Genomic DNA, 19,446 nt, shown 5'->3' with positions numbered 1-19,446 from the left:
AAGGCCTTAACATCCCATGCGTCGCCAGTATCGCTATTACGACCTAATCCTGGGGGCATTCGTCGCGGTGCTGCTTTGCTCAAACTTCATTGGAGCCGGTAAGGCGGCGACGGTTGAGCTGCCATATTTTGGTTACGTCATCTTTGGCGCCGGGATTCTATTTTTCCCCATCTCGTACTTCTTTAGCGACATTCTGACCGAGGTCTATGGCTATGCCTATGATCGTCGCGCAGTATGGGCCGGATTTACAGCCCTTGGCTTTGCTGCCATCATGGCCTTGATCGTGATCGCGCTACCAGTGGCACCGGGATCCTATATGGCGAACTATCAGCATGGTCTAGAAACGGTCTTTGGTAATTCTTGGCGGATCGCATTGGCTTCCATGCTGGCATTTTGGTGCGGCAGTTTTACGAATAGTTATGTGCTGGCCAAGATGAAGATCTGGACCCAAGGGAAGTATTTATGGACCCGCACGATCGGCTCAACGGCGGTTGGTGAGCTGGTGGATTCTTCATTATTCTATTTCTTGGCCTTTTATGCGATTTGGCCCACGAATGAGATTATTCAGGTAGCGATTGCACAATATATCCTCAAAACCTCGTGGGAGATTTTGGCAACCCCGCTGACCTATGCGGTGGTGGGATACTTGAAGCGTAAAGAGAACGAGGATTATTACGATACCAATACTAATTTCACACCATTTCAATTAAAGGTAGATCGATGATATTTAAAGACCCAAGAATTCATCCCAGTCAAATCACTCCACGTGCGATTGTTGAGAACCGTCGTCAATGGTTAAAAACCATTGCCCTGGGAAGTGCAGCAGTGGGCATGGGATCCTGGCTTGAGCGCGATGCCTTTGCTAAAACAGCAGCACCGCGCGAGAAATTACCTTCTAAGCTTAATGAGCAATACTCCACCCGCGAGACCCAAACCTCGTATGAGGATGCAACCACCTACAATAATTTCTATGAGTTTGGAATGGATAAGGATGATCCTGCCAAGTTTGCCGATCGTTTACAAACTAGACCCTGGACCGTATCAATCGAGGGGATGGTAAAAAAACCGGTCACACTCGATATTGATGCACTACTGAAGTTGGCACCCATGGAAGAGCGCGTTTATCGACTGCGCTGCGTGGAAGGTTGGTCGATGGTGATTCCATGGAATGGCTATGCCTTATCACATCTTCTCAATCGAGTGGAGCCCCTGGGCTCTGCCAAGTATGTCGAGTTTATTAGTCTGGCTGACCCTAAACAGATGCCTGGATTAAAGCGACCCGTACTCGATTGGCCTTATCGTGAGGGTCTGCGGATGGATGAGGCCATGAACCCATTAACTCTTCTTACGTTTGGGATGTATGGCGAGTTATTGCCCAAACAAAATGGTGCGCCCATTCGTTTGATCGTACCCTGGAAGTATGGCTTTAAGAGCTCCAAATCCTTAGTAACGATTCGCTTGACCGAGAAACAACCGCTCACGAGCTGGAGCGCATCCGCACCACGCGAATATGGTTTTTATTCAAACGTCAATCCAGCGGTGAGTCATCCACGTTGGAGTCAAGCCACGGAGCGTCGCATTGATGGTCGGGGGATCTTTGCACCCAAGATTAAAACTGAGCCCTTTAATGGCTATGGCGAGTATGTTGCCAAGCTCTATGCAGGGATGGATTTGCGTAAGTTTTACTAAAGCATGCTTGCAATTACGCAGATCAAGCGCTGGCTCTTTGTTGTAGCGCTGATTCCGCTTGCCCGATTATTTGTTCTTGCCTATGCTGGACAGCTGGGTGCTAATCCTGTCGAGTTCATTACTCGTTCAACTGGTACCTGGACCATTACCTTTTTGTGCATCACCTTGGCCATGAGTCCAATGCATTGGATAACGGCATGGTCTGGCTGGATCCAAATGCGTCGGATGCTGGGGCTATTTACATTCTTCTATGCATTCTTACACTTCACGATTTGGTATTGGCTGGATCACAATCTTGATTTCCAAGAGATGTTTGCAGACGTGATTGAACGCCCATTCATTACCGTAGGGTTTGTTGCCTTTGCATGCATGAGTCTTTTGGCTATTACCTCGAACAGAGCAGCGATGCACTGGTTAGGACGTCGCTGGAGCACACTGCATCGCCTCATTTATTTGATTGCCATCCTTGGGGTACTGCATTACTTTTGGCATAAGGCCGGCAAAAACGATTTTCAGACCGTTTACATCTATGCTGGGATAATCTTGATATTGTTAGTAGTGCGGATTCCCGTTATCCGTGAACAACTTCGAAGAATAAAGACACGATCATGAGCTCACCGTTTAATTGGCACAACCCATATCCCACTGTACGGATGCCCGTTTTTGGCCGCAATATTTGCTCAACCTCCCATCCCTATGCCGCTCAAGCAGGATTGAAGATGATGCAGCAGGGGGGTAACGCAATTGACGCTGCCATTGCTGCCGCAGCGGCCTTAATGATCGTTGAGCCAGTTTCTAATGGTTTAGGCAGCGATTGTTTTGCCATCGTTTGGGATGGGCATGAACTACATGGCTTAAATGCCTCAGGGGTCTCACCAGCCGACTGGAGTATTGACTACTTTACCACGAAGTATGGACGCGATTCAAAGGGGTTTGTTAATCGCCCCATGCGAGGGTGGGATAGTGTGACCGTGCCGGGCGCCATTGCTGGCTGGGAGGCGCTGCATCAGCGCTTTGGATCCTTGCCTTTGGCTGATATCCTGCAGCCCGCCATTGAGATTGCAGAGCGTGGGCATGCGGTTGCACCAATCGTGGCGCATAAGTGGGCTGCCGCTGTGAAGGAGCTTAGCCCCCAGCCAGGTTTTGCTAAGGCATTCATGCCAAATGGTCGAGCACCACTCACGGGTGAGATCTTTCATTTTCCAGCAGCTGCACGAGCATTGAAGCAAATTGCCCAAAAGGGCATCCGTGATTTTTATGAAGGTGAGATTGCCAAATCAATCGTTGAATTTGCTCAGGAGCACCAAGCGGCATTGAAGGCCAGTGATTTGGCTAACTATCAGCCAGACTGGGTTGGTACCATCTCAACACGGGTGCAGGGCTATGACGTCCATGAGATACCCCCAAATGGCCAGGGGATTGGCGCTCTAATGGCGATGGGGATCTTAGAGAACCATGATCTATCAAAGTATCCAGTAGACGGTGTCGATAGTCAGCATTTGCAAATCGAGGCCATGAAATTAGCCTTCGCAGATATTTATCGATATGTAGCGGATCCGCGCTCGATGGAGGTCAGCCCCGAACAGATGCTTAATCCCAAATACCTTGCCAAGCGAGCAGGGGAAATTAATTTACAACGCGCCACCCAATTTACCTTTGGCATGCCCAATACGGGAGGCACTATCTATTTAAGTGCGGCTGATGAAAAGGGACGCATGATCTCGTTTATTCAGAGTAATTACATGGGTTTTGGCTCTGGTGTAGTGGAACCGAACTGGGGAATTAGTTTTCAGAATCGGGGATATGGATTTTCATCAGACCCTCAATCACCCAATGTGGTGGCAGGCAATAAGCGACCATTTCATACGATCATTCCGGCATTCTTAACTAAAGAAGTGAATGGCAAAACCGTTCCCCAAATGAGTTTTGGAGTGATGGGAGGTGATATGCAACCGCAAGGGCATTTACAAACCCTCTTGCGCATGTTGGTCTATCAACAGCAGCCCCAAGCTGCGTGTGATGCACCGCGTTGGAAGATCAATCGAGATTTCAGTCTCGATGTCGAGGCCAATATGGATCCTCAAACGGTTAAGGGCCTCATCGAACGGGGGCATGTTCTGAAAAAGGTGGATGATCCCTATATGGATTTTGGTTCTGGCCAATTTATCTGGCGCCTATCTGATCAAATTGACGATGGCTATGTTGCAGCAAGCGATAGTCGCCGAGATGGGCTTGCTGCTGCGTATTAAGCATCACTGGCATGGAAGACCGTTAAAATAACGAGCTTTGCCAGCACGGCATCATTATTGAGAAAGTTCTTGTGTTAAACGCGTCTAATATCACCATGCAGTTTGGGGCAAAACCCCTGTTTGAAAACATCTCAGTCAAGTTTGGTGGCGGCAATCGCTACGGCTTAATTGGCGCCAATGGTTGTGGCAAATCAACCTTTATGAAAATCCTTGGCGGAGAGTTGGAGCCATCGGCTGGCAATGTCAGCCTTGAACCCAATATTCGTTTAGGAAAGTTGCGTCAAGATCAATTTGCGTACGAAGATATTCGGGTGCTCGATGTAGTGATGATGGGCCATGCCGAAATGTGGCAAGCGGCGGCAGAGCGCGATGCGATTTATGCCAACCCCGATGCCACTGACGAAGACTATATGCGTGCGGCTGAGCTCGAAGCCAAGTATGCCGAGTTTGGTGGCTATACCGCTGAAGCACGTGCTGGCGAGTTGCTGCTTGGGATTGGCATTCCACTAGAGCAACACAATGGCCCGATGAGCAATATTGCACCGGGCTGGAAATTGCGTGTCTTGCTTGCTCAGGCATTATTCTCGGATCCAGATGTCTTGCTGCTTGATGAGCCAACCAATAACTTAGATATTCATTCGATTCATTGGCTCGAAGAAATTCTGAATCAACGCAATAGCACCATGATCATCATCTCGCATGATCGCCACTTCCTAAATGAAGTGTGCACGCATATGGCCGATATGGATTACGGTACGCTGAAGGTCTATCCTGGCAACTACGATTCCTATATGTTGGCATCCACCCAGGCACGGGCCCAGCAAATGGCGGCTAATGCCAAGGCCAAAGAGAAGATGGCTGAACTTCAGGCATTCGTGAGTCGCTTCTCGGCCAATGCCTCAAAGGCTAGACAGGCGACCTCACGCCAGCGCCAACTCGAGAAGATTGAGCTGATTGATATTAAGCCCTCATCGCGCCAGAACCCATTTATACGGTTTGAAACTGAGAAGAAGTTACACAATATGGCAGTGGAGTGTAATGCGCTCACCAAACAGTTTGATCGGGTGATCTTTAAGAACTTCAAGATTGCGATTCGTCCGGGTGAGAAGATCGCGATTATTGGTCAGAATGGCGCAGGGAAGACCACCTTACTGAAAACCATTCTGAGTAAACGCTTTGATGGCATTGCTGCTGATACTGGGGATGTGAAGTGGGCTGAGAATGCCAATGTGGGTGTGATGCCGCAAGATACCAGCGAATGCTTTCCTAAAGATGAGAACCTCATTGAGTGGATGACCCAATGGCGCAAACCAGGTGATGACGATCAGGTCGTACGCGGGATTTTAGGGCGCCTCTTATTCTCAGGCGATGAGATCAGTAAATCGGTGAAGGTGGTTTCGGGTGGCGAGAAGGGGCGCATGATTTGGGGTAAGTTGATGCTTCAAAAGCATAACGTGCTCGCAATGGATGAGCCAACCAATCATATGGATATGGAGTCAATTGAGAGTTTACAAATCGCCCTTGAGAAATTCGATGGCACTCTGATTTTTGTCTCCCATGACCGCGAGTTTGTTTCAGCCTTAGCAAATCGGATTCTGGAGATCAAACCTGATGGCACGATTAATGACTACTCCGGCACCTATGAGGAGTATTTGCGAAGCCAGGAACTTGCGGGTTAAGATTTTTGCTCGCGGGTAAAGCGCATGGCAGTACCTTCTGCCTGAATACGAGCCCAGACCGATTGCTTCTCTTCGGGGCTCATAAAGACCCAGTTACTGACTTCTAAGGCAGTACGGCCACAACCTTTGCAGATCTCGTCAAAGAGGGTGGAACAGATCCCAATGCATGGGGAATCAGAATCACTATCACCGATTCCCAAAGAATTAGCACCGTTATTGATTGAGCTCATGCCTTACTTTAATGCATCAAGTTCAATCCTGCCGAGGCTGCTTGAATTAGGGTCTTGGCGCAAGGGGCTATGTTCAGCTAATTCATCAAGATATAGGCCAATCCCTTGACGCTCACGCTCCAGAAATCGTGCCACTGCAGCAGCAAAGCGTGGATCACTCAGATGGTGGTATGAGAAGACGCTGGTTGGCATAAACCCTCGCGCCATCTTATGCTCACCTTGCGCACCACCTTCCAGGGTTTGGATTCCCTCGCGGATGCAATACTCAATTGCTTGATAGAAGGCGGTCTCAAAATGTAGACAGGCATGTTGCTCCACGCATCCCCAATACCGTCCATAGGCTTTACTTTGTTCACGATCAACGACCAATAGAGCGCTGGCAATCGCTTGACCTTCACGCTTTGCAACAATCAAATGAAGATTGCAGGGCATCTGCTGTACCCACTCCTGAAAAAAGAGTTGATTTAGATAGGGAGTGGAGTAGTGGTTCTGATAGGTATTGCGATAACAGCGATAGAAGAACAGCACATCCTCCTCGGTGACTAACTCTCCGGGAAGGTGTTCAAAGGTAATCCCTGCACTTTGTACCTGCTTACGTTCACGCTTGATATTCTTGCGGCGCTTCATGGTGAGGGTAGATAAAAAGGACTCAAAATCATGATAGCCATGGTTATGCCAATGAAACTGGACCGACTCCCGCTTTAAGAATCCCGCCTCACTAAGAAGCTTTGCCTCCTCTTCGACAGGAAAAAGAAGGTGGGCAGATGATAGATTTAGCTCGCCAACCAATTGTTTTAAACCGGTAATTAGGGCTTCTTGATGCTCAGTTGATCGGGCTAATAATCTCGAAGAGGTAACCGGAGTAAATGGGATGGCGCTCAGTGCTTTTGGAAAGTAGGGAAGCCCTGCTTGGGTATAGGCCTCTGCCCAGGACCAATCAAAGACATATTCTCCATAGGAGTGAGTTTTGAGATAGAGAGGCAATACGCCAAGAAGCGCGTCACTACCAGCTTCATAGAGCACCAGATGCGATGGCTGCCATCCCGTTTCTGCACTCACGCAACCGGTTTTCTCTAAAAGACTCAGAAATGAATACTGCATGAAGGGGCCAGCAGTGGGCGGGAGGATTGAGTCCCATGCCTGCTGCGGGACATCCGAAATTTGATTTAGAACCCGAACCTCATACTTAGCTTGCATATAAATCAGCCAAGTGCATTCAATCAGCGTTGAATCAGTTCGATCTTGTATCCATCGGGGTCGGTGATGAAGGCAATCAATGTTTTGCCACCCTGAACTGGGCCGGCAGAACGAGTAATCGTGCCTCCAGCAGCAGCAATATCCTCGCATGCCTTGTAAACATCGGGGACAGCAATTGCGATATGACCGTATGCGCTACCGTGGTCATACGTGCTCACGCCGTAGTTATAGGTGAGCTCAATCTCCGCCTGCCCATCCTCATTACCACGCCCAAATCCCACAAAGGCGAGAGAGTACTTTTGCTCCTCGCGATTCGTTGTGCGCAGTAAGTTCATACCTAATACGCGGGTGTAGAAATCAACCGAGCGGGCAATGTCGCCCACGCGCAGCATGGTGTGCAAAATCATCTTACTCAATCCGGGCTCTCTCGCGAATCTTCTTCATCATTTCAGAGAACTTAGCCTTTTGCCAGGCCTGATCTTGCATCAGCATTGTCTTTAACTGCTCCTTGATTTCAGCCATTGGGGGTATCTTCACATCACGTACGTCTTCGAGCTGAATAATATGCCAGCCAAATTGGGACTTCACAGGCTTATCGGTCATCTGGCCTTTTTGCAAAGAGATCATTGCCTTAGAAAACTCAGGAACGAGTGCCTTATCGCTTACCCAACCAAGCTCTCCACCCTCAGGAGCAGAGCCCGGATCTTTGGAGTTAGCCTTGGCCAGATCACCAAACTTTGCACCGGCCTTGATTTTGGCAATGAGAGCTTTGGCATCGGCTTCTTTCTCTACCAAAATATGCCGTACTTTGTATTCTTTACCGCCAAATTGACTCTTAATGGAGTCGTATGCTGTTTTGTAATCTTCTTCGGTAACGCCGCCTTTATCAATGTAATCATCAAACAGGGCTGCTACTAATACTCCTAAGCGAGCCTGCTCAATTTGATCTTTGACATCATCCTTTTGACTAACACCACGTTTATCCGATTCTTGAATAATCAGTTCACGGGTAATGAGAAGTTCACGGCCTTGCTCACGAATTTTTGGATCGCTTGCAGATTGCCCTGAATTTTTAATGAGGCGATCAAGTTGCGCCTTGGGAATGGGCTTGCCGTTCACAATCGCTGCATTTTGAGCCATTACTGCGGTACTTATGAAGCCGATAGAGCAGGCGAAGATGATTTTTTTGGTCAGACGCATATAGAGAATAAAGGGGATAAAAGAGGAATTATGACTCATTTGGTGCAAGTGCATGGATGGCCAGTGCGTGGATCTCGTGCGGCATGAACCCTTTCAATGCACCATATACTAAGCGGTGACGTGCCACGCTGTTAAGACCCATAAATGCCTGCGCTGTAATTTTGATCCGAAAGTGACCTGCGCCCCCAGCAGCACCCGCATGACCAGCATGCAAATGACTCTCGTCTTCAATGACTAGATGAGATGGCTGGAGTTGCTTTTGCAAACTAGACTGAAATGCGGCAATACGCTCTTGATTGGTCATCATGCTTCATCCGTCTCCATATGACGACTTAACCACAGTCCTTGGGCAATGATGAAGAGAATAAGCAAACCAATGCCACCAAAGAGTTTGAAGTTCACCCACACATCCTCAGAAAAGGTATAGGCCACATAAAGGTTCAGAACACCCATGAAGAAGAAAAATGCCGCCCAGGCATGATTGAGCTTAATCCAGACTGAGCGTGGACTACCGGGTTTCAAGGTCACTTGCTTTCCCATGAGGCTCTCAATCCAATTTTTCTTAAAGAACTGGGCGCTAAAGAAGAGCACTGCTGCAAATAACCAATATAAGACGGTGGGCTTCCACTGGATAAAGGTTTTATCTTTTAACAGTATGGTGAGACCACCAAAGACAACAATGAGCACTAAGCTCGCCCACTGCATGCCCTCAATTTTTTGCCGACGCAGATAAAGCCACACAATTTGGGCAATAGTTGCAATGATCGCCACGATGGTTGCTACATAGATATCGGCAAGCTTGAATGCAGCAAAAAAGAGGATGACCGGGAATAGGTCAAAGAGAAATTTTTTCATGAGGATTGCTTGAGGGTGGCGTTTTGACTTGGCTCAAAGCGCAATGACGCAGAATTAATGCAATAGCGCAGTCCAGTAGGCTCTGGACCGTCTTCAAAGACGTGTCCAAGATGGGCATCGCAGTTTGAGCAACGGACCTCGGTTCGGATCATGCCATGCGTCAAATCACGATGTTCGCTAATAACCTGAGGATTGGCGGGGCTGTGATAACTTGGCCAACCGCATCCGGCATCAAATTTGGTGCTTGATACAAATAATGGCGTGCCACAGCAGACACAACGGTAGAGACCATTTTCCCAATGATCCCAGTACCGACCTGAGAAGGGTGGTTCGGTCGCCGCTTGGCGCGTTACCCGATACTCAATCTCCGATAGCTCTTGACGGTATTGCTCATCACTTTTAGTCATAGATTGGATTGTAAAGAAGGATTAAGAGGAGCAGCTAAGGACAACATCCTCGAGCTCTTTGGGGGGAGGGGTAGCGTAAGCCTCATGTTCAGCTTGCTCTGCAAACGGATTTTCGAGGATCTTGAGAAGTTTTTGGACTTCAGAAAAATCATCCTGCTGGGCGAGTTCGATGGCGCGCTGTGCCAAGTAATTGCGTAAAATAAATTTTGGATTGGTATTGAGAATGGCACTCTGTCGATCAAAATCAGACAGCCGTTCAAGTTTTAGTCGATCCAAGTAGGATTGCATCCATAGATCGAACCCTTGGCGGTCAATGAACTGATCGCGTAATGGATTGGTTTGATCATCGGCATGCGATTGAACCTGAGCAAAAAGACGGAATGTGTTTGTGAAATCCACTCGATTCTGATGCATTAATTCCAGTAAGTTCTCAATTAATGCGAAATCATTGGCGTGCTCATTCATTAAACCCAGCTTTGCACGAAAGCGCCGTAACCAAGCCTCACGGTATTGATTCGGAAATTGCTCGAGCGCAGTTTGTAATTTCTGCTGGGCCTCTTCGGTTGAATACCTCTTCTCTAATAAAGGCAATATGCCGCCTGCCAAGCACGCCATATTCCAATGCATGGTTTGTGGTTGGCGATGATAGGCATACCTTCCTTGCGAATCACTGTGGTTGCAGATGTGATCCATTTGAAAGCGATCCATCATTCCAAAGGGGCCGTAATCGATGGTAAGACCTAAAACACTAATGTTGTCACTATTGAGAACCCCATGGCAAAAGCCCAAGGATTGCCAATGTGCCACAAGCTCAGCAGTACGACGACTAATCGCTGAGAATAATGAAAGATAAGGATCATCACCATCTCTGCACTCTTGGTAATGGCTATCGAGAAGATACTCGGCCAATTGCTGGAGATGCTCGGTTTGGCGCGCAGCCGCATAGTGCTCAAAATGACCTACGCGCAGAAAGCTGGGGGCTAAGCGCGTACAGACCGCTGCAGTTTCAAGGGTCTCTCGCATGACTGGTTTTTTGGATCCCGTCACCGCTAAAGCTCGACTAGTTGGTACGCCAAGAGCATGCATGGCCTCACTAGCCAAAAACTCACGAATGGATGAACGCAAAACAGCTCTACCATCTCCCATACGCGAATAGCGGGTGATTCCGGAGCCTTTTAATTGAATCTCATAGGGACCAATGTCGCCCAAGAGAATGGCGCGACCATCACCCAGTTGCCCAGCCCAGACACCAAATTGGTGACCGCTATATGCTGTGGCGATTGGGTTAGAAAAAGCATGTTCTTTGGTAGCTAATGTATTACCACTTAAGACATCCAACCAAAGTAGGTCGGCAGGAAGACCAGATTCATTAAGGGCAATACCGAGCTCTTGTCCGAGTAAAGATGAGAATCCGACCCAATAGGGCTCTGGTATGGGTGTGGGTGCAATTGATTGACAGGTATTGTCACCCTGTAAGGGAAAAGCCATTGCTACACCGAGTAATTGGCCCAAGCGGAGCCAATTAAATTTCCGGTAATTACATCGTGCGCAATCACGCCCTTGGCATCAAAGCGTCGCTCCACCATCTCATAGTTGCCGTCGTTACGAACTCGCAATACTGTGCTTGAACGCGTGCCGTAATGTTCGGTCCGAATAAAAGCCGAAGAAAGCGCTTTTTCCCATTCCAAACTAACACCGGTGCTTGGAAGTTCACGTTCAGGTGCCTGATGGTCATCGGCTAATACGTGGAGATAGGCATCGGCATTTTTTAAGCCGCCAGCATCCATGGCTAGAGTTTGAGCAAACGCAGCAATCCGGTGATTCACTTTGGGCCATGGAGTATCGAGCATGGCATTCGATAGCCCATAGACGCCTGGAGCTAGTGGCTGACTTGGAAATGTTTTGCGGGGGCGCACGGATTTACCCATCACCACGCGATTGCTCACCCAGTGCATTTGAGCATCGCTCGGATCACTCAGATCAGCCATCAATAGATTAAAACCGTTGTACTGATCAAAGCGCTTGCTGTGCTTCTCAATAAAGTGGCTGGGTTTATCTGGGTTCGTAAGATATAAAAAGGGTAGCTCACCTCGGGTTCTCGCATCGGGTTTTTTCTCACTGGGTGAGCGCACGTTCGTAAGTGCAGAAAAACGCCCCTGCCGATTGAGCCCTAACCAGGTGCCTGGACTACCAATCACATCAGCATGATCTCGACCGGCCAATACATCTGGATGCTCAGGCCACCAAGCAATGCCAGTGGTATTGCGCTCGTAGAACTCATCCCGATTGGCAGCTACCACCAATGGGTATTTTGGGTGCGATTTCCAGGCAAATAAAATGAGGCACATATCAATACTATGCCTGATTAAATCTCAACTAGGGAATAGGGTAGTTTTCCAAGCTCCAGACTGGGGCCGCTAGCGTCACCAAGGTGAAGTTTGCCGCTTTGCGCAAGTTCTGATTTGCATTCAATTTGAAGATCTATCCAATCAGGGTTATTCGAATTAGGCGCTGAGAGCACGACCATTCCGGCCGGCTGGCCTGGATCCTCTTCATGAAAAATCTCGGTTGCTGGCAGGCAGGACTCAGAAGGAATTTGTGCTTTAGCCAAATAGAGGCGACGCTTAATCGCCCCTCGATATTGGCTGCGAGCAACGACTTCTTGGCCTGGGTAGCACCCTTTCTTGAAATCGACCCCACCCACGGATTCCAGGTTCACCATTTGAGGAACAAATTGGTCCTGCGTAGCCGCCACAATTCGGGGAATGCCACTGGCTACTTCTGCTGCATTCCACTCGCTTGAATTGAGTTGGGCGTCGACTGTCATTTGGGATGCAAACACAATCCGCTTTGTAGGATTTGTGTCACCGGGGGATTGCATCGCTAAGGCAATTGCATCGGCTGGAAGGCGAGGGAGAAGCCCCTCAATAGTCTCAAGAGAGCCATATACGAGCCAATCATCACTTGCGTCACGAATCGTAACTTTGGAACGCAAAACGAACATGCTCAGTCGTTTTGCAAAAGCCGACGCAAGATCACGCGAGACAAATAATGCATATTGTGTTGCTGTTTGGGATGAATGCAAACTAATCCATGCAGAGGCGAGTAAGCGACCCTTGGCAGTGCAATATCCAGTCAATCGGACGGCTGAACTTCCATGAGCAACTCCTCCGGTGGGGGTGGTGGTTAACCCGAGCACTGAATTCGTTAACTGACCTTGTAAAAATGAACTTGCATCGGGTCCCTCAACCAGAATCAGGCCCCAGTCTGGTAAGCGGCAAATGGTGGGTGGGTTCATAGCGTTGCTTGATCGATGATGGTCATGTCAGTTCTTTAGCCTTTTATCATAGTGCTATGTGCAAAAACTTTCTAAGTCATCTAATTTTCTATTGCTTACCATGGCTCTGAGTAAACGATTAGTGGGTCTTGGGTTTCTATCGCTCATCGGTATTACCTGCCTGTATTACCTTGCTTTATTCACATGGGGGGTGGTGCCACCCAAATCTGCTTTGTCCAGCCAGGCCAAGGTAGAAGATGCTGCCGTGCGGTTTAAGGTGTTACCGAAATCCGGGGTCTCAAAGATCGCAAGCCAGCTGCAAGACCAGGGAATTAGGGTTCCTGCTTTGGTTTTCCAAATCGGCGCTCGATCCCTTGGAGTCGCTTCATCATTAAAGCCCGGCACTTATGAGTTTCCGGCCAATGCGAGCTTGGGCAGCATACTGCTGCAAATGGCTCGGGGCGATCGAGTTCGGGAGGTTGTGAAGCTTATTCCTGGCATGACCATATGGCAGGTTCGGGCAGCAATTGATGCGCACCCAGCACTAACTCATCAAACGAATTCGCTCAGTGATGCTCAGCTCGCTAAGCTCTTAGGGCTAACGCAGCCGAGTGCAGAAGGGTGGTTATTTCCAGACACCTATGTATTTGATCCCGATGATTTAGATTCGAGTATTTATCAACGTGCTTATGTGGGTATGCAAAAGCAATTAGCGAATGCATGGGATCTTTATCTGCAAGGCCAGCCTAATGATCAGGTCTTAAAGAGCCCATATCAATTACTGATCCTTGCCTCGATTATTGAGAAGGAAACCGGCCAAGCGTCTGAGCGTGGATTAATTTCTGGGGTATTTCATAATCGGCTCAGAAAGGGCATGATGTTGCAAACCGATCCAACGGTCATCTATGGAATCGGCCCACGATTTGATGGCAATATCCGAAAAACCGATTTACGCCGCGATACTCCCTACAATACCTATATGCGCTATGGCTTACCTCCAACCCCGATTGCAATACCCTCCAAAGAATCGCTAATTGCCGCTGCGCAACCCGCTCCCACCAATGCACTGTATTTTGTTGCCAAGGGCAATGGCAGTAGTCATTTTTCTCCATCCTTGAAAGAGCATGAGGCTGCGGTTGATCGCTATCAGCGCTTGCCTGCCCAATCGTCGACCAAGTCGGTAAAGTAACCAATGGATATCAATCGTCCCGGTTTTTTTATTAGCTTCGAGGGCATCGATGGTGCTGGGAAGAGTACTCACCTTGAAGCCTTTGCCAAGCATTTAGGGCAGCGCTATCCCAATCATGAGGTTGTGCTTACTCGTGAGCCAGGCGGCACCCCTTTGGGTGAAAAACTAAGGCAACTTTTATTGCAAGAGCCGATGCATATTGAGACTGAAGCCTTGCTCATGTTTGCCGCTAGACGTGAGCACCTAGCTCAGGTTATTGAGCCCGCCTTACAGGCTGGCAAGATTGTGATCTCGGACCGGTTTACCGATGCCAGCTTTGCGTATCAGGGGGGTGGAAGGGGTTTAAGTCTCGATACCTTAAATACACTTGAGACTCTGGTGCAGGGGAGGGGGGCTGAATTGATACAGCCGGACCTCACGCTCTTATTTGACCTACCTGGCGAGATTGCGGAGCAGCGTCGCTCGAAGGCGAGAACCCCCGATAAGTTTGAACGCTTGGATCTGCATTTTTTTGAGAACGTTCGCAATGAGTACTTGCGACGTGCTAAGGCCGATCCCGGCCGCTTTATGGTGATTGATGCACGGCAATCGCAAGAGCTGATCTGGAAGCATTTATCAGAAATTCAGTTGAATTACTGATGCAAATTACTGATTTATATGAATAATTTCATGATAGGTTTTTTCTAAAATCCATGCCAATAGAAAATATTCATCATGAATCAGTGAAGCTATTGCCATGGTTTGATGCGCTTGGTAAAGCATTCAATTTGGAGGCAACCCCCCAGGCAATTTTGTTTCATGGGCAGCCGGGCATCGGTAAATTTGATTTTGCCCGCTGGCTTTCTAAGGCACTGCTGTGTGAGGCTGATTTGTTCTCAACAGGGCATAAGCCTTGCAATTCTTGCGAGGCATGCCGTTGGTTTGATACTGGAAATCATCCAGACTTTATTGCTTTACTACCGCAAAGCTTAAAAGGGCGCTTGGTCCAAGCTGAACTGGAAGGAAGCCCAAAAATCGACCCTGCAGCCTCTGAGAACCAAGACGATAGCGATGGAAAGAAAGAGAGTGCTTTCATCAAAATTGATGAGGTGAGAGGGGCGCTTGGGGGCATCAATATTGGTTCGCACCGGGGTGGCAAACGCATCATTTTGATTTATCCCTTAGAAAGTTTGCGAGAGGATGCATCCAACACCTTGCTCAAATCATTGGAGGAGCCCAATCCCGACACAATTTTTATTCTGGTGAGCGACCGCATTGATCGAGTGCTACCAACCATACGGTCACGTTGCCAACTGATTGCCTTACCAAAACCAAGTCGGGAGCTGGCGCTTGATTGGTTGCAATCTGAGCTGAAATTATTACTAACGGATACGGTTCGAACCGAGGAACTGGAAGCTACGATCGATGAGCATGCGGGTGCACCGCTAAGCGCAAAGGATCAGATTTTGGTAAGGCATCTCGGCGATGATAAGGATGGCATTGGTCTTGCCATCCATGCCACGAGAGTGTTGTTAGAGGCTTTAAGCAAAGGGCCTCAGATTGCTTACTTGGAATGCGCAGAGAAGGTTCAAAAAGCCCCGTATTCCGCTTTATTAATGTGTATGCAACGCTGGCTGTTTGATTTGCAATTATCTCGCCAGTTAGGGGAGGTGCGCTACTACCGCCGGCATGCCCAACTCATCGGGCAACTAGCGTCCCAACTGCAATTGGCAAAAGCTCAGCGATTGTGGTCAACCCTAACGCTCGCTCGTCGTCACGAGAATCACCCCTTGTCCACACGGGTTCAAATGGAATCGATGCTCTTGCAATATCAACAGCTCTTTGCAGACTAAAATTAGTTGTTATGTTTATTGATTCGCACTGTCATCTCGACTTCCCAGAATACCAAGATCGCCTTCCCGAGGTTTTGGGGAATATGATGCGCGCCAATGTGAGTCATGCGCTTTGCATCTCCGTAGACATTCCAGATTTTCCCAAGGTGAAGCAACTCGCCCACACTTATCCAAATTTATTTGCTTCGGTTGGCGTTCACCCGGATTACGAGGAAACCCCCGAGCCAACGCTTGAGTTTTTAGTTGAGGAAGCCAAAGACGATAAAGTCATTGCGATTGGTGAGACCGGGCTTGATTACTACCGAATGGGTGATCGATCCTATGACTCAATGGAGTGGCAGCGCGAACGCTTTCGGACTCATATTCGCGCTGCCTTATTTGCCAAAAAGCCTTTGATTATCCATACGCGTTCGGCCTCAGAAGATACCTTGCGAATCATGCGAGAGGAGGGCGCTGATGCGATTGGTGGTGTGATGCATTGCTTCACAGAGTCTTATGAAGTGGCCAAGGCAGCAATTGAACTTGGTTTTTATATCTCGTTTTCTGGAATCGTGACCTTCAAGAATGCCAAGGATCTTCAGGCAACCTGTAAGGCCTTGCCTTTAGACCGATTGCTCATTGAGACCGATTCACCCTATTTGGCTCCCGTACCGCACCGCGGCCAAACCAATGAGCCTGCCTGGGTAGCGCATGTGGCGAGCTATATTGCTCAATTGCGTGGTGAACCAGTTGAACGTATTGCCAAGCAAACTACAGATAATTTTTTTCAATGTTTTCAATTAAATAGAAGTTATTCATGATGCTACGTCGCAGTTTTATTGCTCTTACCGCCCTAAGCTTTATCTCAGGTTTTGCTATTGCCCAATCTCAAGAGCAGACCGATCGAATGGCGCGCGCTGTCCAATTTGACGACCTTGCGCAAGTGAAAAGGCTCCTACAAGACGGCGTAAGCCCCAATTTGCTCGTTCGCGGTGGCAATCCGATCTCGGTTTACGCAGTGCGAGAGAACTCGCGTACCACCCTCGATTACCTTCTTACTCTTAAGAATTTGGATGTCGACCAACCGAACCTCTCGGGTGAAAACGTTCTGATGATGGCTTCGCTTTATGGGCTGCTACCTGAGGTTAAGACCCTGGTCGATAAGCGGGCCGCTACGATTAATAAATCGGGTTGGACGCCACTGCATTACGCCTGTACTAACGGTCATTTGCAAGTTGCGGAGTTTCTGTTGGATAAAGGTGCTCAGGTAAACGCCTTGTCTGATAGTGATACATCGCCACTGATGATGGCTGTGCGATCTGGGAATATTCAGCTAGTAAGACTATTGCTTGATCGTGGCGCCGATTTGCAAATCCGCAATCACCAAGGCTTTAGTGCCATTGATGTTGCAGATTTATTCAATCAAGAAGAGATATCGAGAGGTCTGCGTTCGCGTTGGGAAAAGCTCTATAAAACCAAATATGAGGGGGGTCCAAAGCCTGTAGCCGTGGAATCCCAGCCTAAGGGCTAGATATCATATTTGCGTATAATCATTATTATGTCAAATAACATATAGCATTCAATAGCGATGTCATCCCTTCCAAACTTCTTTACTCTTGCGCAGCAAGTTGGTGAAAGCTTCCCAGACCAGCTAACCGTTGTATTTATGACGGCCATTGGTATGTTGGTTGCCCATGCGCTACTAATCCTATTGATTGGCAAGATCTACCAAGTGTTGATTGACTGGGCAGACAACCGAAACATTTTTTGGTTATCGATCCCGTTTTATATGATTGCTGTTGGCCTGGTGTTAATGACCCATTTGGTCGATATTGTGGTGTGGTCCTACGCACTAATTGCACTGAAGATTTTTGAGGTCGATACCAACGCCTTTTACTTTGCTGGCGAGATGTATACCACGGTCGGTTATGGAAGCTTTCCGCTACCAGATAACTGGAAAATCTTACCCATCGTTGTTGCCTTTAGCGGAATATTTGCTGCCTCGATGTCTGGGGCGGTCCTCTTTAATATGATTGGTCAGATTATCCGCAAGAAAACAGTCAAATAAGTTTTACTTGGGCAAATCTGCAATTGGGTCGACTTGCTTTAGAAATAGTTCAAAGGTTCGACCCTTTTCATTTTCCAGGCGCACCCTACCCGGTATCCAGCCAAAATCTTTCACTAACCATATGTCATTTCTGCGCTTGTGGTCCATCTCCTTGACAGGTAAGCGCTTGTAGTGCCGCAGGACCGTGGGTCCTAGAGTCGATACTGCATCCGATAATTCTTCACCTTGGCTTTGAAAGCGCCAGGTCTCCACTGTATCCAAATTAGCAATTGGAACTTCTCGCACGGTACCTTTTTCATCAATCTGATCATTGCCCGCTAGTAGTGATGCAAGCTGCATCATGAGACTGAAACGATCTTGGGTGCCAGGTGGAATATCTTTTAATTGATCTGGCTTTTGAGAGAAGAATAACTTCCCTCCCCCCTTTTCATCGCGATCAAATCGGGTAAATCGTGCTGGCCGGCTCCCAAGGTGCTCCACATAAAAATCAGGGGCCAATCCGTAGGCATCAATCTTTCCTCGGGATTCAAAGATAAATGGCCCAACAAATGCATAGGGAATATTGATGAATAATCGATAGCCAAGTTTTGGATCAAATTGCCACTCGATTGAAGCCGTTTGCAAGTATTGGCCATCGAGATAGGCATCGTAGTAATAAATACCAGGATCGGGAACTCGAAAAGCCTGACCTTCTTGCTCCACTTGCCCTGTACCGTTCCCGCCACCGGACTCAATGACCGCCCCATCGCCCACTGCATTTGAGCTTTGATCCCGCACGCTTGGCTCAGGTGCGGGTGGCTTACTTAACTGAACTTTTTTAACAGGTTCGACACGCAGCTCGGCGACGGTCACATCTTCTAATGGAGCCGCCTTAGAGAATAAAAAACTGGGAAACCCAACAAATATGTAAAGATGGACCAATACCGATATGGTGATTGCAAACAGCACAATCGTACGCGGTTTGAGTAAGCGCAAACCATTCATAAAAAGACTCAGCGAACGATTGCTACTGCAATCAATTAGACCCAAAATGGGTCTTGCAAGATGCGGCTATCCTTCGGCAGATTGGCAGCCAGAAAATCCATCTGATCTGCCAAAATATTTCTGCCCTTCAAAATCATATCTTCGTACAAACTAGGCGTATAAGGGGCGTAGAGAAGGCTCATCCCCGCTCTCTCGGGCGTACGATTACCTTTGCGTTGATTGCAAGGACGGCATGAGACAACTAGGTTCATCCAGGTGTAGCTACCGCCTTTACTGTTGGGAACAATATGCTCTGCTTCAGCATCGTGCTCTGAGATTCGGCAGCCACAATAGGCGCATAGGCCGCGGTCACGTCGATAGAGCTTGCGTTTCGTGATGGCTGGAACCACATCAAACAAATTTATTTTTGCAGAGCCCTTAACAGCAATGATGGAGTGCAGCTCAATGATCGATTGTTGGCCGGTTAAACGAGAGATGCCACCACGCATGATGGCGACAGGTTCACCCAGCGTCCATGAAACGCTGTCATCCGCATAATGTCGGGTTGCATCCTCAGCATCTATCCAGCACTGGGGGATACCGCCCGCATCCAACTTCAAAATGCTGAGCAC

Annotated in this window: 23 protein-coding genes; 11 read left to right on the top strand and 12 right to left on the bottom strand. The window is 48.3% G+C overall.

The annotated features are described in order from the left end of the window. Positions 1-16 precede the first annotated feature (16 nt). The 5 genes from QUE64_RS04875 to QUE64_RS04855 all read left to right on the top strand — a co-directional run bounded on the left by QUE64_RS04875 (position 17) and on the right by QUE64_RS04855 (position 5,617). Complete coding sequence (locus QUE64_RS04875) at positions 17-724, top strand: queuosine precursor transporter (protein ID WP_286222966.1); 708 nt, start codon at positions 17-19, stop codon at positions 722-724. Continuing rightward, complete coding sequence (msrP, locus tag QUE64_RS04870) at positions 721-1,689, top strand: protein-methionine-sulfoxide reductase catalytic subunit MsrP (RefSeq protein ID WP_286224801.1); 969 nt, start codon at positions 721-723, stop codon at positions 1,687-1,689. Before QUE64_RS04875 ends, msrP begins: the two co-directional genes overlap by 4 nt. Positions 1,690-1,692: 3 nt before the next feature. Next, positions 1,693-2,301 (top strand): protein-methionine-sulfoxide reductase heme-binding subunit MsrQ, encoded by a 609-nt coding sequence (locus QUE64_RS04865; protein WP_286224800.1) that lies wholly within the window; start codon positions 1,693-1,695, stop codon positions 2,299-2,301. Continuing rightward, entirely contained in the window at positions 2,298-3,938 is a 1,641-nt protein-coding gene (locus tag QUE64_RS04860) for a gamma-glutamyltransferase family protein (protein WP_286224799.1), read from the top strand. Before QUE64_RS04865 ends, QUE64_RS04860 begins: the two co-directional genes overlap by 4 nt. A 71-nt stretch (positions 3,939-4,009) precedes the next feature. Further along, positions 4,010-5,617: an ABC-F family ATPase gene (locus QUE64_RS04855; protein WP_286222962.1), complete on the top strand. Its 1,608-nt coding sequence runs from the start codon at positions 4,010-4,012 to the stop codon at positions 5,615-5,617. Here QUE64_RS04855 and QUE64_RS04850 read toward each other — a convergent pair. The 10 genes from QUE64_RS04850 to ygfZ are packed head-to-tail and all read right to left on the bottom strand — an operon-like array spanning position 5,614 to position 12,804. After that, a complete protein-coding gene (locus tag QUE64_RS04850; protein ID WP_286224798.1) occupies positions 5,614-5,847 on the bottom strand; it encodes a DUF1289 domain-containing protein in 234 nt (77 codons plus the stop codon). The genes QUE64_RS04855 and QUE64_RS04850 overlap by 4 nt on opposite strands. A gap of 3 nt (positions 5,848-5,850) precedes the next feature. Then, entirely contained in the window at positions 5,851-7,044 is a 1,194-nt protein-coding gene (locus tag QUE64_RS04845; protein WP_286224797.1) for a GNAT family N-acetyltransferase, read from the bottom strand. A 23-nt stretch (positions 7,045-7,067) separates the two neighbouring features. Next, positions 7,068-7,451: a lactoylglutathione lyase gene (gloA, locus tag QUE64_RS04840; protein WP_286226171.1), complete on the bottom strand. Its 384-nt coding sequence runs from the start codon at positions 7,449-7,451 to the stop codon at positions 7,068-7,070. 1 nt (position 7,452) lies between these two features. Continuing rightward, positions 7,453-8,244, bottom strand: coding sequence for a peptidylprolyl isomerase (locus QUE64_RS04835; protein WP_286224796.1), 792 nt, complete (start codon positions 8,242-8,244; stop codon positions 7,453-7,455). Between the two features lie 28 nt (positions 8,245-8,272). After that, positions 8,273-8,551 (bottom strand): BolA family protein, encoded by a 279-nt coding sequence (locus tag QUE64_RS04830; RefSeq protein ID WP_286224795.1) that lies wholly within the window; start codon positions 8,549-8,551, stop codon positions 8,273-8,275. After that, on the bottom strand, positions 8,548-9,099 hold the full coding sequence (locus QUE64_RS04825; RefSeq protein WP_286224794.1) for a septation protein A: 552 nt from the start codon (positions 9,097-9,099) through the stop codon (positions 8,548-8,550). Before QUE64_RS04825 ends, QUE64_RS04830 begins: the two co-directional genes overlap by 4 nt. Beyond that, positions 9,096-9,506: a peptide-methionine (R)-S-oxide reductase MsrB gene (gene msrB / locus QUE64_RS04820; protein WP_286224793.1), complete on the bottom strand. Its 411-nt coding sequence runs from the start codon at positions 9,504-9,506 to the stop codon at positions 9,096-9,098. The genes QUE64_RS04825 and msrB overlap by 4 nt, the downstream gene beginning before the upstream one ends. A 21-nt stretch (positions 9,507-9,527) precedes the next feature. Then, positions 9,528-11,018 (bottom strand): protein adenylyltransferase SelO, encoded by a 1,491-nt coding sequence (locus QUE64_RS04815; protein ID WP_286224792.1) that lies wholly within the window; start codon positions 11,016-11,018, stop codon positions 9,528-9,530. Beyond that, positions 10,997-11,854: an NRDE family protein gene (locus tag QUE64_RS04810; RefSeq protein WP_286224791.1), complete on the bottom strand. Its 858-nt coding sequence runs from the start codon at positions 11,852-11,854 to the stop codon at positions 10,997-10,999. The genes QUE64_RS04815 and QUE64_RS04810 overlap by 22 nt, the downstream gene beginning before the upstream one ends. 17 nt (positions 11,855-11,871) lie before the next feature. Beyond that, a complete protein-coding gene (ygfZ, locus tag QUE64_RS04805; RefSeq protein ID WP_286224790.1) occupies positions 11,872-12,804 on the bottom strand; it encodes a CAF17-like 4Fe-4S cluster assembly/insertion protein YgfZ in 933 nt (310 codons plus the stop codon). 100 nt (positions 12,805-12,904) lie between these two features. Here ygfZ and mltG point away from each other — a divergent pair, with 100 nt between their 5' ends. Genes mltG through QUE64_RS04775 form a run of 6 tightly spaced genes read left to right on the top strand, consistent with a single transcriptional unit; the run spans position 12,905 to position 17,851 of the window. Further along, positions 12,905-13,972 (top strand): endolytic transglycosylase MltG, encoded by a 1,068-nt coding sequence (gene mltG / locus QUE64_RS04800; RefSeq protein WP_286226170.1) that lies wholly within the window; start codon positions 12,905-12,907, stop codon positions 13,970-13,972. A 3-nt stretch (positions 13,973-13,975) separates the two neighbouring features. After that, entirely contained in the window at positions 13,976-14,611 is a 636-nt protein-coding gene (gene tmk / locus QUE64_RS04795) for a dTMP kinase (protein WP_286224789.1), read from the top strand. A gap of 53 nt (positions 14,612-14,664) precedes the next feature. Next, the gene (locus QUE64_RS04790) at positions 14,665-15,804 is read left to right on the top strand and encodes a DNA polymerase III subunit delta' (protein ID WP_286224788.1); all 1,140 of its coding nucleotides are present in this window, start codon (positions 14,665-14,667) and stop codon (positions 15,802-15,804) included. 11 nt (positions 15,805-15,815) lie between these two features. After that, positions 15,816-16,604, top strand: coding sequence for a TatD family hydrolase (locus QUE64_RS04785; protein ID WP_286224787.1), 789 nt, complete (start codon positions 15,816-15,818; stop codon positions 16,602-16,604). Beyond that, positions 16,601-17,314 carry an ankyrin repeat domain-containing protein gene (locus tag QUE64_RS04780; protein ID WP_286224786.1) on the top strand — a complete coding sequence of 238 codons (714 nt, stop codon included), beginning with the start codon at positions 16,601-16,603 and terminating at the stop codon, positions 17,312-17,314. The genes QUE64_RS04785 and QUE64_RS04780 overlap by 4 nt, the downstream gene beginning before the upstream one ends. A gap of 57 nt (positions 17,315-17,371) precedes the next feature. Next, positions 17,372-17,851, top strand: a complete 480-nt coding sequence (locus QUE64_RS04775) for an ion channel (RefSeq protein ID WP_286224785.1) — start codon at positions 17,372-17,374, stop codon at positions 17,849-17,851. A gap of 3 nt (positions 17,852-17,854) precedes the next feature. Here the strand turns inward: QUE64_RS04775 and QUE64_RS04770 are convergent, their stop codons facing one another. Together QUE64_RS04770 and QUE64_RS04765 are read right to left on the bottom strand one after the other, a co-directional pair. Then, complete coding sequence (locus QUE64_RS04770; RefSeq protein WP_286224784.1) at positions 17,855-18,835, bottom strand: DUF3108 domain-containing protein; 981 nt, start codon at positions 18,833-18,835, stop codon at positions 17,855-17,857. A gap of 35 nt (positions 18,836-18,870) precedes the next feature. After that, a complete protein-coding gene (locus QUE64_RS04765) occupies positions 18,871-19,446 on the bottom strand; it encodes an HNH endonuclease (RefSeq protein WP_286224681.1) in 576 nt (191 codons plus the stop codon).

Origin of the sequence: Polynucleobacter sp. HIN7 (assembly GCF_030297595.1) — a bacterium.
Taxonomy (GTDB): Bacteria; Pseudomonadota; Gammaproteobacteria; order Burkholderiales; family Burkholderiaceae; genus Polynucleobacter.
Note: the sequence above shows the minus strand (reverse complement) of the source record. Positions and strands in the feature narration are given on the sequence as shown.